This is a genomic window from Labrenzia sp. ATLA3, from assembly GCF_057180185.1.
In genome coordinates, this window is the sequence record NZ_JBXUKV010000003.1 from 1 (window position 1) to 13,461 (window position 13,461).

9 protein-coding genes are annotated in these 13,461 nt (G+C 59.9%); 2 read left to right on the plus strand and 7 right to left on the minus strand.

The window, feature by feature from the left end:
• Together AC2A6O_RS07890 and AC2A6O_RS07895 are read left to right on the plus strand one after the other, a co-directional pair.
• Positions 1–255: hypothetical protein (locus tag AC2A6O_RS07890; RefSeq protein ID WP_498926376.1), on the plus strand; the 255-nt coding region annotated here is incomplete at its 5' end.
• A gap of 506 nt (positions 256–761) precedes the next feature.
• Positions 762–2,642, plus strand: coding sequence for a M23 family metallopeptidase (locus AC2A6O_RS07895; RefSeq protein ID WP_498926377.1), 1,881 nt, complete (start codon positions 762–764; stop codon positions 2,640–2,642).
• Between the two features lie 227 nt (positions 2,643–2,869).
• Here the strand turns inward: AC2A6O_RS07895 and AC2A6O_RS07900 are convergent, their stop codons facing one another.
• The 7 genes from AC2A6O_RS07900 to prfA all read right to left on the minus strand — a co-directional run bounded on the left by AC2A6O_RS07900 (position 2,870) and on the right by prfA (position 13,432).
• Positions 2,870–6,103, minus strand: a complete 3,234-nt coding sequence (locus AC2A6O_RS07900) for an efflux RND transporter permease subunit (protein WP_498926378.1) — start codon at positions 6,101–6,103, stop codon at positions 2,870–2,872.
• Complete coding sequence (locus tag AC2A6O_RS07905) at positions 6,100–7,113, minus strand: efflux RND transporter periplasmic adaptor subunit (RefSeq protein WP_498926379.1); 1,014 nt, start codon at positions 7,111–7,113, stop codon at positions 6,100–6,102. Before AC2A6O_RS07905 ends, AC2A6O_RS07900 begins: the two co-directional genes overlap by 4 nt.
• A gap of 13 nt (positions 7,114–7,126) precedes the next feature.
• Positions 7,127–7,330, minus strand: a complete 204-nt coding sequence (locus AC2A6O_RS07910; RefSeq protein WP_148583480.1) for a YgaP family membrane protein — start codon at positions 7,328–7,330, stop codon at positions 7,127–7,129.
• A 206-nt stretch (positions 7,331–7,536) separates the two neighbouring features.
• Entirely contained in the window at positions 7,537–10,134 is a 2,598-nt protein-coding gene (clpB, locus tag AC2A6O_RS07915) for an ATP-dependent chaperone ClpB (RefSeq protein WP_148583481.1), read from the minus strand.
• A 253-nt stretch (positions 10,135–10,387) separates the two neighbouring features.
• Positions 10,388–11,197 (minus strand): DUF4167 domain-containing protein, encoded by an 810-nt coding sequence (locus AC2A6O_RS07920; protein WP_498926380.1) that lies wholly within the window; start codon positions 11,195–11,197, stop codon positions 10,388–10,390.
• Between the two features lie 310 nt (positions 11,198–11,507).
• On the minus strand, positions 11,508–12,356 hold the full coding sequence (gene prmC / locus AC2A6O_RS07925) for a peptide chain release factor N(5)-glutamine methyltransferase (RefSeq protein ID WP_498926381.1): 849 nt from the start codon (positions 12,354–12,356) through the stop codon (positions 11,508–11,510).
• Between the two features lie 2 nt (positions 12,357–12,358).
• The gene (gene prfA / locus AC2A6O_RS07930) at positions 12,359–13,432 is read right to left on the minus strand and encodes a peptide chain release factor 1 (protein WP_498926382.1); all 1,074 of its coding nucleotides are present in this window, start codon (positions 13,430–13,432) and stop codon (positions 12,359–12,361) included.
• Positions 13,433–13,461 lie beyond the last annotated feature (29 nt).

The following is a 13,461-nucleotide window of genomic DNA, read 5'->3' on the forward strand; positions in this document are numbered from 1 at the left end:
CTTAAAACCCCAAACCCCCGAAAGAGCCTGAGATCGCAAGGCCAACGCCGCCTACGCTTCCCTTCCTTCAATAATCAAATTGTCAAAGAACCATTCGCCAATCAGCAAATGCGGCTTGAAAGCCTTCAACCAGAGACGCCTAACCACTATCCTGTTGCCAGGTCGATGCGGCAAAGTTGTCTGGTAGAACCAACAGCGAAGAGCGCCGTGTTGGCGGCGCCGCCGTCGATGGAGGGCGTTATACGCATGGCCTGAAGATGAGTCAACAGACTTTGTCAAAAAAGATTCACATAGCCAGAAACGCCCGGAATCCCCGAGGTAAATCATAGCCTTACCCCCCGTGGCATCACCGTACCTCGCGATTTTTTCTGGATTCTTTTGCCTCGTTTCTGACTGGGGCGGACCGATTGCTCCAAGCCGGCTGCACGAGCCCCTTATAAAGATGGTGTCAGGTCTCCTTGCGACCACAGAACCGACAAATTCTGCTCGTAACCCACCTTCGCAACGCAGTTCGCCCGTTGGGCATCCGTGCAGAAACAATTGACGATTTAAATCAAACACTGCATGTAGCAGGATCTGTTATGTTTATCGCTGCTGAAACAAACTGGCCGCACCTAAAGGATGCGGCCTTCGGATTGACGCGATAGCTTAAAAGGACCGGACAGGTATTAATGCATTTTGGGCCCTTCCATAGCGCGCAGTCCCATAGCATAGAGTTGGGTGAGGAACCGCCTCTGCGCGGTTACGAAGGCCGTAGTGGCATGTCTGACCGGCGTCAGGTGTCTCTGCGCTGGTTTGCCGGCACCGTCCTGACTGGCGTCACGTCACTGTTTCTGATGGGTGGCGCTCTCATGGCCGCGCTCGACGGACAGTATAGTGTCGAAGCCGCGCCCTCTTCCGAGGCATTTTGGAACGGCTTTTCTCTGTCCAGCGGCGGCACCAAGGGTGACCGGGCCCTGCGCACCGCTGCCGAATACTCCAGCAAGCATGTCATTGACGTCAACGTAGTCACACGCGACGGCGACCGGGATCATATCCGCGTCCAGCCGCATATCTTCGTCAGTGCAACTCTCGCGACCCGCAAGGATCCTGAACTCGCCGAGCAAATTCCGCCGTTCAATCCATTGAACATGTTCGCCGACAACGACGATGACGGCGGTGCAAATGTTGCGGAAACCGGCACCCCCCTTCCGGCAGATTCCATATACGGTGCGAAACTGGAAAGCGAAGTCAGCATTTCGCTTGCCCCCTTCCCATCCTCCAGTGAGGATATCGACCTGGACCGGACACCATCTGAGACCGAGGTCGAGCTGGCTGTTCGCGAAACCGCGCGCACCATGTCCATTGACGCTGTCGAAATGGCGGCGAAAACGCTTGTTGACCCGGGTCGCTTCGATTTCAATCTCGCTCTTCAGCCGGATCTGGAACGTTACGCCGTGCGTATCACGCCGGAAAACGTCTCCTTCGTTTCCAAGCAGGACGAGGATGTCCGCTTCGCCGGCATGGACGAAAGCATCGTCCCCGTGACCAAGGACCAGGATCTGGTCGATGTCATGATGGACTACGATGCCACCGAGGACGAAGCCGTTGCCATTTCGGACGCCTTCTCGAACCTGTTCGGCATAACCGAGCTGACAGAAGGCCAAAGGTTGCGGATCGCCTATGCGCCTTCGCCGGACGATATGGAGCGGATGCGGCCCGAGCGCGTCAGCCTCTACGAGAATACCGAACACCAGGCCACCGTCGCCCGTTCCGACAGCGGCGCCTATATCGAAGCCAAGGAGCCGAGCACGTTCCTGGCCGATGCGTTTGAAGAAGCCGACCGCGTCTCCTATGGCGGCCCGACGCCGGCCATCTACGACAGCCTCTACCAGACCGCGCTCGAGCAGGACATGCCGGAAGAAATCATCAACGATCTGGTGCGCATGTTCTCCTTTGATGTCGATTTCAATGCGCGCGTCCAGCCTGGAGATGCTGTCGAGCTGTTCTTTACCGATGGCGACGCCAATTCCCCGCCGAAGATCCTGTACGCCGCGCTTAACACCGGCAACACCACGCGGGAATTCTACCGCTTCCGCACACCTGACGACGGCGTGACCGATTTCTATGACGAAACCGGCCAGAGCGCGAAGAAATTCCTGATCCGCAAGCCGCTCAACGGCGGCAGGTTCCGCTCCGGCTTCGGCATGCGCCGGCACCCGATCCACGGATACACCAAGATGCACACGGGTGTGGACTGGGCGGCTCCGCGCGGGACACCGATCATGGCGGCAGGCAACGGCACGGTCATCAAGGCCGGCTGGAGTTCCGGCTACGGCCGCCGAGTGGAACTGCGCCACACCAACGGCTACACCACCACCTACAACCACATGAGTGGCTTCGGCAAAGGCATCAAGCAGGGGGCACGCGTCACCCAGGGCCAGATCATCGGCTATATCGGCTCGACCGGCCTGTCCACGGGGCCTCATCTCCACTATGAAGTGCTGGTCAACGGTCGCTTCATGGATCCAATGCGCGTCAAGCTGCCCAAGGGCCGGACGCTGGAGGGTGAAATGCGCACCGCGTTCGAAGCCGAACGCTACCGTGTCGATGCCTTGCTGGACCGTGTCCGCAAGCCTTCCCGGATCGCTGCAGTCAACTGACACGCGCGACACCTGTTCGGCCGGGTCTTCCTGACCACGGCCGAATAGAGGTATGTGTGATTTCCTGAAAAGTACCGATAGACGCATCGAACAATTCCGGTGCGACCCGTCCTTAGGCACCGGTCGGTTTTCGACCTGCGCTCAGGAGCGGGACAAAGGTCCAACCAGCCAGCCTGCCGCGCCCCGGCTGTTTGGAGCCGGGCGACGCTGAATGCTGCGGCGGCCCGTCAACTTTCCGCCTGTCCCGTTTCGGAAATCGGTTCCTGAGGCACCCGCCCATGGCGCAACGCCATATAGATGGCGGGAATCACCAGGACCGTCAGGATTGTCGATGACGCCAGACCGAACAGCAGCGAGATCGCCAAACCCTGGAAGATCGGATCGCTCAGGATCACCGCAGCACCGATCATGGCGGCAAGCGCCGTCAGCAGGATCGGCTTGAAGCGGATTGCCCCAGCTTCCAGCAAAACGTCCAGAAGCGGTTTTTCCGGTGTGCGCGAATGCTGGATGAAATCGACCAGCAAAATGGAATTGCGTACGATGATGCCGGCAAGCGCGATAAAACCGATCATCGATGTCGCCGTGAACGGTGCCGCGAACAGCCAGTGCCCCAGCATGATGCCGATCAGCGTCAGCGGAATAGGCGTCAGAATAACCAGCGGCAGCTTGAAGGAACCGAACTGGGCGACCACCAGAAAATAGATGCCCAGGATCGCGATCATGAAGGCGCTGCCCATATCCCGGAAGGTGACCCAGGTGACTTCCCATTCGCCATCCCAAAGCAGGGTCGGCCGTGTTTCGTCTTCGGGCTGACCGTGAAATGCGATCACCGGTGCTCCGTCGGCGCCCCAGTCCATATCACGGATCTTCTGGCCAACCGCCAGCATTCCATAGACGGGCGCTTCGAACGCACCGGCCAGTTCGCCGGTCACCATTTCAACCGCACGACCGTTGTGACGGAAGACGGGATAGGACGTCTTTTCCCGGCGAACCGTTACCACATCGCCAAGTTCGATCACGCCCCGGCCGCCGGGCAGAGCGTTGGCCGGCACCGGCGTTGCAAGCACCGCCTCCCCCATCACCATGTCGCCCTTGGCAAGATGGATCCGGATCGGAACGGGATAGCGCGCGCGTCCCCGGTGGGAATAGCCAACGTCGGTTCCAGCATAAAGACGCCGGATCGTGTCAAACACATCACCCTGTTCGACGCGGTGATATTCCAGCCGGTCCTGATCAATAGCGATGCGCACCCGGTCAGCCTGGGCTCCGAAGCTGTCGTCAACATCAACAATAAACGGCACATCCTCGAAGGCCTGGCGAACCTTGCTTGCAACAGCGCGTCTGCTGTCGGCATCGGGTCCATAGACTTCCGCAAGCAGCGTTGCCAGAACCGGCGGCCCGGGCGGCGGTTCCACAATCTTCAGAACGGTGCCGTCAGGCAGGTCGACGTCGGCAAGCATGTTCCGGATATCCAGCGCAATCTGATGGCTGGTCCTGTCCCGTTCGCCTTTCTCGGTGAGATTGATCTGCACGTCGCCCTGCTCAGGCAATGCCCGCAGGTAGTAGTGGCGCACTAGACCGTTGAAATTGAAAGGCGATGCGGTGCCGGCATAGGTCTGGAACGACAGGATCTCCGGAACCTCTCCCAATCGGGCAACAATCTCCTGCAGAATCCTGTCCGTGTCCTCGACAGAAGCCCCTTCCGGAAGATCCGCAAGCACCTGCAGTTCCGCCTTGTTATCAAACGGCAGCAGCTTCACGGTGACGTCGGTGGTGTAGAACAGCGCCAGCGAACCTATGGTGCAGATCCCGACGAGCAGCAAAAAGATCCAGGACCGCAGGCGCGAGCCGATCAGCGGCCTGGCTGCCAGAACGTAAAGCCGGCCAAGAGCCCCGCCATGGGCGGCCGGAACGTGGCTATGCCCTCCATCGCGGCCCGCGAATTTCATCATCAGCCAGGGTGTCAGTATCACCGCAACGAAAAAGGAAAACAGCATCGCTGCCGAAGCATTGGCCGGGATCGGTGCCATATAGGGTCCCATCAGGCCCGAAACGAACAGCATCGGCAGAAGCGCGACGATCACCGTCAAAGTTGCAATGATGGTCGGATTGCCGACTTCCGCCACGGCCTCCACCGCCGCTTGAGTACGGCTGCGGCCATCCGCCATGCCCCAGTGCCGGGCGATATTCTCGATCACCACAATGGCATCGTCCACCAGAATACCGATGGAAAAGATCAGGGCGAACAAACTGACACGGTTGATGGTGTAGCCCATCAAATAGGCTGCAAAAAGCGTTAGCAGGATCGTGGTCGGGATCACCACCAGCGTGACCAGCGCTTCACGCCAGCCAATTGCAAGCGCGATCAGGACAACGATGGAGACTGTTGCAAGGCCAAGGTGAAACAGAAGTTCGTTGGCCTTTTCGTTGGCTGTCTCGCCGTAGTTCCGGGTGATCTCCATATCCACGTCTTCAGGAAACAGATCTCCTCGGATCGCCTCCAGCCGGGAGACGATTTCATCGGAAATCACCACCGCATTTGTGCCCGGGCGCTTGGCGATGGCCAGCGACACGGCCGGAGCCCGGGTCAGTTGGCCCTCATCTTTCCGGATGTTGGCAACCCTGTGCTCCGCCGCGTGGGTGGTCAGGCCAATGCGGGCGACATCGCGCACATAAACCGGCCGGGCATCGCGGGCGGTCAGGAACAGGTTGCCGATCTCTTCGGCCGATTGCAGCGTCTCGCCAGCCACCAGCACACGCTGTTCGCCTGCCTCGCGCACATAGCCTGCGCGAAAGGACTTGTTGGCCCCTTCGATCTTGGCAGCCAGTTGCTGCAGCGTGATGCCATAGAGCGACAGCTTTTCAGGATCGGGCTCCACCTGGATGGCTTCCGGCTGCTCTCCGACAATGAAGGTCAAGCCGATGTCCGGCAGCTTGGCGATTTCAGTCTGAAGTTCGCGCGCAATCCGGGTCAACCCGTTCGCGGTCCATCGGTCCGCCGCCTCCGGTGCGGGTGTCAGCGTGACGACGACAATGGCAACATCATCGATACCCCGACCGACGATAAGCGGCTCGGGAATACCGACAGGGATCCGGTCCATGTTGGCGCGGATCTTTTCGTGCACCCGCAAAATGGCGGCATCCGCATCGGTCCCGACGAGGAACCGGGCCGTTACCAGCACACGGTCGTCCTGGGTCTGGGAATAGATATGCTCAACCCCGTCGATCGCCTTGACGATTGTCTCCAGCGGCTCCGTCACCAGTTTGACCGCATCTTCCGCATTCAGCCCATTGGCCTCCACATGAATGTCGACCATAGGCACGGAGATTTGCGGCTCTTCTTCACGCGGCAGAGCGACGAGAGCAATCAGCCCCAGAGCGAGGGAGGCCATCAGAAACAGGGGGGTGAGCGGCGACCCGATGAAAGAGCGGGTCAGCCATCCGGCAAGTCCAAGCCTCATGGCAGCACCACCAGGTCGCCTGCGCGCAGTCCGGTCAGGATCTCGACCAGAACCGTCCCGTCATGAAGAACACGGGCGCCCGGAACAACGGCAACATCCTGTGCGCCGCCGTCTACGGCAACCTGCACGTAATCGACACCGTGCCGGATGGAAAGGGCCGCCTCCGGCACGGCAATGACTTCGCGCGTGCCGACTGGAACATGAACGAGCGTGCGTTCGTTGACGAAATAGTCTCCCAGCCCCTCGACCTCGACGTCCGCCGTGACGCGGCCTTCGGCTATTTCAGGATAGATCTTGACGATGGTTCCGAAGGTTTGCTGGTTCCCGTCTGCATTTTGCGTTGGATCCAGGCCACGCCCGCCCAGCAGAACTTTCGCACCTGACGTGATTTGGGCGGCATGTCGCTCGGGAATGGAGAGGCGCAGGAAATAGCGGCCGCTCGCAATTCTGGCAACTTCCTCTCCCGGCAGAATAACCGAGCCTTCCGTGACCGGCACCGTCAGAACACGTCCGGCATTCGGCGCCAGGATATTCCCTTCGCTGGCACGCTGGCGAATGACCGCCATCTCCGCTTCCGCCGCCACCGTCTGGTTGGTGACCACATCAAACTGGGTCCGTACCTGATCAAGCCTGCTTTGCGCCGCGCTGCCGCGCGCAACCAGTTGCTCGGCCCGTTCAAGCTCGGTGCGGGCGTTGTGAAGCTGGGAGTGCAGAACCTCGATCCGGGCCTTGGCGGCCTCCAGTTCCAGTGCAATTTTTTCGTCGACGACCACGGCGATAACCTGATCCGCCGTCACCATGTCGCCTTCGCGCACGGAAATGGTCTTGATGGTTCCGCCTATCCGGGCGCGGGCGGGCACCACCGTCCGGCTCTTGACCTTGGCAAACACTGCCTTGGTTTCCGGCACGGTGATCGGCTCGGCCAGAAAGTCGTCGGCACGAGCCACCGACACGGCACCGGACGTTACCGCCAGCATCAGCAGCAGGAAAATGGAGATACCGCGCCTCATTTTGTCCCCCACCTTACGAGAAGGCCACTCCCGGCTTCATACCGAGCTTCTTGAGGATGATCGCCGCCGGGCAAAAGCCGGTGACAGATGCCTGCATCAGGTTCAGGCCGACAAAAGCATTGAGAAGGTACCAGTAGGGCGAAACGTAATATCCCAATGCCAGGGACAAGAGCACCATGGCACCCGCGAACATCATTACCGCACGATCGACTGTCATTTGACCCTCCTAAACCGAATTGGCCACCCTCGCGGTTACATCAAGGTACGGCTCTAGTTTCATATTTATGAATGTATGAATACCACATCTTTTCTCGGGCCCGTTTGACAAAACGCAAATGAGGCAGGCAATCGAAGCGCAAAAAGAAAAACCCGCGGAAGTTTCCTTCCGCGGGTTTTCTGTTCAATCGGTGCAGGCGGCGCTGATTAGGCGGCGACGCTTTCCGATCCGTCCACCTGGAACATCAGGCGGTCCGAACCGGCCGAGACTTCGACCGTCTGGCCGTCGAGGATTTCGCCGGCGAGCAGTTTCTCGGCAAGCGGATCCTGAACGTCCTTCTGGATCACCCGCTTCAGCGGCCGGGCACCATAGGCAGGGTCGTACCCCTTCTGCGCCAGCCAGCCGAGAGCACCGTCGTCCAGCTTCAGCGTGATCTTGCGATCGCTGAGGAGAGCCCGCAGACGCTCCAGCTGGATCTTGACGATATCGGCCATCTGCGCCCGCTGCAGGCGATGGAACAGCACGATCTCATCGAGACGGTTCAGGAACTCGGGCCGGAAATGGCCCCTCACGGTGCTCATGACCTCGTCGCGAACACCATCTGTATCCTGACCTTCCGGCTGGTTGACCAGATACTCGGCCCCCAGGTTCGAGGTCATGATGATCAAGGTGTTGCGGAAGTCGACCGTCCGGCCCTGACCATCGGTCAGGCGGCCATCGTCCAGAACCTGCAACAGCACGTTGAACACATCGCTATGCGCTTTTTCGATCTCGTCGAAAAGCACGACCTGATACGGCCGCCGGCGAACGGCTTCCGTCAACGCGCCCCCTTCCTCATAACCGACATAACCGGGAGGTGCGCCGATCAGCCGGGAAACGGAGTGCTTCTCCATGTATTCCGACATGTCGATCCGCACCATTGCGCTGTCGTCATCAAAGAGGAACGACGCAAGTGCCTTGGTCAGCTCGGTCTTGCCGACACCGGTCGGTCCGAGGAACATGAACGAGCCGATAGGCCGGTTCGGATCCTGCAGACCGGCACGGGACCGGCGCACCGCAGTGGCAACCGCATGGATGGCTTCTGCCTGGCCAATGACCCGGTTCGCCAGCATGTCTTCCATCTGAAGCAGCTTTTCGCGCTCACCTTCCAGCATCTTGTCGACCGGGATACCGGTCCATTTCGAAACCACCTGGGCAATATGAGCCGGCGTTACGGCTTCATCGACCATGGCATCGGCATCCTCGGAAGCTTCCGCTTCCGCGAGTTTGCGCTCCAGCTCCGGAACCACGCCATAGGCAAGCTCACCGGCCTTGGCCAGATCGCCGCGCCGCTGCGCGATTTCCAGGTCGATGCGGGCCTGTTCCAGCTGTTCCTTGATCTTCTGTTCAAGGTGCAGCTTTTCCTTCTCGCCCACCCAACGGTTGCTGAGTGCCTGCGATTTCTCTTCCAGATCCGTCAGCTCTTTCTCGAGCCTCGTCAGACGGTCCTTGGACGCGTCGTCGCTTTCGGCCTTCAGGGCTTCGCGCTCGATCTTCAGCTGGATGATCCGGCGGTCCAGTTCATCCAGTTCCTCCGGCTTGCTGTCGACCTGCATCCGTAGCCGGCTGGCGGCCTCGTCCACAAGGTCGATTGCCTTGTCCGGCAGGAACCGGTCGGTGATGTAGCGGTTCGAAAGAGCAGCAGCCGAAACAATGGCACTGTCGGTGATACGGACCCCGTGATGGAGCTCGTATTTCTCCTTGATGCCCCGCAGGATCGAGACCGTATCTTCAACCGTCGGCTCGCTCACGAACACCGGCTGGAACCGGCGGGCAAGAGCGGCGTCCTTTTCGACGTGCTTGCGGTACTCATCCAGCGTGGTCGCACCGACACAGTGCAGCTCGCCGCGGGCCAGCGCAGGCTTCAGCAAGTTGGACGCATCCATGGCCCCGTCTGCCTTGCCGGCTCCCACCAGCGTGTGCATTTCGTCGATGAACAGGATCACCTTGCCCGCAGCCGCCTGGACTTCGGACAGAACGCCCTTGAGGCGCTCCTCGAACTCACCGCGGTATTTCGCACCGGCAATCAGAGAGCCCATGTCGAGCGCCAGAAGCTGCTTGTCCTTGAGCGATTCCGGCACGTCGCCATTGACGATCCGCAAAGCGAGACCTTCGGCGATCGCGGTCTTGCCGACGCCGGGTTCACCGATCAGCACCGGATTGTTCTTGGTACGGCGCGACAGAACCTGGATGGTCCGGCGGATTTCCTCGTCACGGCCAATCACCGGGTCGAGCTTGCCTTCCCGGGCCACCTGGGTCAGATCCCGCGCAAATTTCTTCAGCGCATCGTACTGGTTTTCAGCAGTCGCGGTATCGGCCGTCCGGCCCTGACGAAGCTGGTTGATAGCCTCGTTCAGTGCATTGGGGGTGATGCCGTGCCGCTTCATCAGCTTGCCGGTTTCACTGTCGGTGTCCATGGCAAGCGCAAGCAGCAGTCGCTCGACGGTAACGAAACTGTCTCCCGCCTTGTCGGCGATCTTCTCCGCCTGCTCGAACAGCCGGGCAGTTGCCTGGCCCATGTAAAGCTGTCCGGAACCACCGGATACTTTCGGCATCTTGTCCAGAAGGCCTTCGAGATCGCCCTTCAGTGCCTTGGCGTTGCCGCCGGCACGGTCGATCAGGCCGCTGGCCATACCTTCCTGATCATCCAGAAGCACCTTCAGGATGTGTTCGGGTGCGAATTGCTGATGGCCCCGCCCCAGGGCAAAGGTCTGAGCAGACTGGACAAAACCGCGTGCACGCTCAGTGTATTTTTCAAAGTTCATAAGATACCTCCTACCCGTTCGCACCACCCGAAGCGTGGGGAACGATCTGGAATACGGACCCCTGATACGGGCATCCGCACAGCCTTTTACCGGGCTGCTCCTTCTATATAGTGTTGCATTTTCACCACAAAAGCCCCTGCGGCATCTTATTCTGCACTGCTGGGACAGATCGCAACAAGCCAAACAAAAACGGCGCCCATCACGGACGCCGTTTTATCTGTTTCAGCTTGTTAGAGGCTGACCCGCTACCGGATCATTCTCCGGCAGGTGCCTCGGCAGGAGCATCTTCAGTGGCCTTGGGGCGGCGCGGACGCGCAACCCGGCGGCGTGGCTTCGGCTGTTCCTCTTCTTCGGAACCAGCGGCAGCTTCTGTGCTTTGCGTGGCTTCGCCAGCAGCCTGACCTGCATCCGCCTGCTCGCCGGAAGCCCGGCGCGGCGTGCGTGCACGAGGTGTCCGGGCCCGGCGGCGCGGTTTTTCATCCGCTTCGTCGTCACCGGCTTCGGCTTTCTCCGCCTTCTTGGCAGCGCCGTTGACCTTGCCTTCCTGATCGATGACAGGCATGTCGTCGATAAAGGGCTGCGGGCTGTCGGCATCCATCAGGTCGCCATCCGAAGCGGACACATCCTGGGAAGGCCGTTCCGGCCGATCTGACCGATCACGATCCGGCCGATCCGCGCCGTTGGAATGGCCAGAGCCATTCGTTACCGCGGCTTCTGAACCGTCTTCGGCTTCGGAGCGGGAAGATGCATGCGCCGTCGGCTGCGGTTGCGGCTGCGCGGCAGCCACAATGCGCAGATAATGCTCCGCATGCTGGTTGTAATTCTCGGACATCACTCGGTCGCCGGATGCCTGGGCATCGCGTGCAAGCTGCTGGTACTTCTCTGCAACATGCATCGCAGTACCGCGGATCTTCACATCAGGACCGTTGGATTCGTAAGTCCGGGTTAACGGATTAGGGCCCTTGCGGCCCCGTCCGCGCATACGCTTATTGCTTTGATTTCCTGGTCTCATCCTGCCGTTTTCTCTTGCGGAACGGCGGTCAGCTTTACACTGACCCAACATCGGAATTGCCTAAAACCGACACGAAATACCCGCCGAAACCAACAATGCTGGTTAGCGGCTGTCATTGAAAACATACGCAGCGCGCTAAAGGCCGCTGGCCAACGCGATTGTCTTTTTCTTCGACAGTCCGAAACACCGGATAGTCCGATATACAACGGTTTCCAAAACGCTGAATTGGCGCCGGTACCCTGCTGCCGGATGCGCATGCCCCGCTAAACGCTGATAACATCTCCGGTTTCGGCAAGAGGAACGTACCCCTTTCCGTTACGATTTCCAAGTGCTTTTTCGACTTTGGATCAAATCCGCGAAATTAGGGTCTGCGGGCCACCACAACCCGGTCGTTTCCGGAAAGATCCCTAATGATTTCAATCTCTACAAAGCTATGATGACGCAGCTGTTTTTTTAGATCTTCCGCCTGATCAAAGCCAATCTCGAGCGCGATTCGCCCCCCTGGACGAAGCAATTTTTGCGCATCAGTGAGAATACGTACGTAGGCCGTCAGTCCGTCTTCGCCGCCATCAAGCGCAAGCTTTGGGTCATGCTGAATCACTTCGCGTGAAAGCTCCGCGAGCACGGCTGTGCGGATATAAGGCGGGTTGCTGACCACCCAGTCAAAACCGCCTTCAGGCCTGAGAGCCGACGTATAATCCGCGCGCACCGTCAGAAGCCGGTCACCGACCCCATGCAGCGCCGCGTTGCCCATAGCGCACTCCAGCGCCTGTTCCGAAAGATCCACAGCGATCATCCGGCTTCGGGGAAGTTCGGCCAGCAAGCTAACGGCGATGGCGCCCGTGCCCGTGCCGATATCGCACATGACGGGCGCCTCATCGGTGGAAGTTCTTTCCAGCACGGCATCGATCAGGGTTTCAGTGTCCGGCCGGGGTTCCAGCGTGGCCGGGTTCAACAGAAACCGTCGGCCGTAGAACTCCCGTTCCCCGAGTATCCGTCCGACAGGCATGCCGGCCAGACGTTTCTGCGCATGGGCTTCGGCAAGCCCGGCCGCTGCAAGCGCAGCGTCTTCATGTTCGCGAAAGACGAGATCCGAGAGAGGCAGGCCGAGGGCCGCACTGACCAGCAGCCTGGCATCCAGGTCCGGCGTCGGCAATCCGGCCACCCGGAACCGGTCACGCACGGACCGGTAAAGCTGGCCTATGGTCACCCTCAGGCCTCTTCTGTTGCCAGAAGGTTGGCCTGGTGATCCAGGGTCAACGGTTCGATGACCTCACCAAGCGCTTCGCCGGACAGGATCTGTTCCAGCTTGTAAAGCGTCAGACCGATGCGATGGTCGGTCACGCGGCCTTGCGGGTAGTTGTAGGTGCGGATGCGCTCCGAACGGTCGCCGGAACCAACCTGCAGCCGGCGCGCTTCTGTCCGTTCGCTCGCCGCCCGCTCACGCTCTTCATCGTAAATGCGTGCGCGCAAGAGCTGCATGGCCCGCGCCTTGTTCTTGTGCTGCGAGCGTTCATCCTGAACGGCAACGACGATCCCCGTCGGCAAGTGCGTGATGCGCACTGCGGAATCGGTGGTATTGACGTGCTGCCCCCCCGCGCCGGACGCGCGGTAGGTGTCGATCCGCAGATCGCTCTCCTGAACATCGATATCCACATTCTCGGCCTGCGGCAGCACGGCAACCGTCGCGGCGGACGTATGAATACGGCCACCCGATTCGGTCGCGGGCACACGCTGGACCCGGTGAACACCGGATTCGAATTTCAATTTGGCAAAGACGTTTTCACCCGAAACGGATGCGATCACTTCCTTGTAGCCGCCCACTTCGCCTTCGCTGGCAGACAGGATTTCAACCTTCCAGCCCTGCAATTCGGCATAGCGCTGATACATGCGAAAGAGATCGCCGGCAAAAAGCGCCGCTTCGTCGCCCCCGGTGCCGGCCCGCACTTCCAGAATGGCATCGTTGGAATCCGCCTCATCCTTCGGCAGCAGCCCGATGCGCACATCCTGGGCCAGTTCCTCGACGCGGCCTTCCAGCTCGTCGCACTCCATCTCGGCCAGCTCGCGCATTTCCGCATCGGAAGACGAATCCTGCAACAGTGCCTTCGCACCGGCCAGATCCTTTTCCGCCTTGATCAATGCACGGATCTTGCCGACAAGCGGCTCCAGCCCGGCGTATTCCCGCGACAGCTTGACATAAGCGCCCGGATCCGGATTGGCGGACATCATGTGTTCGAGTTCCGCGAACCGGTCCAGCAGGGTATCGAGTTTGTGACGCGCCAGCATACGCGCTGATTCTCCAGAAATAATCGCTA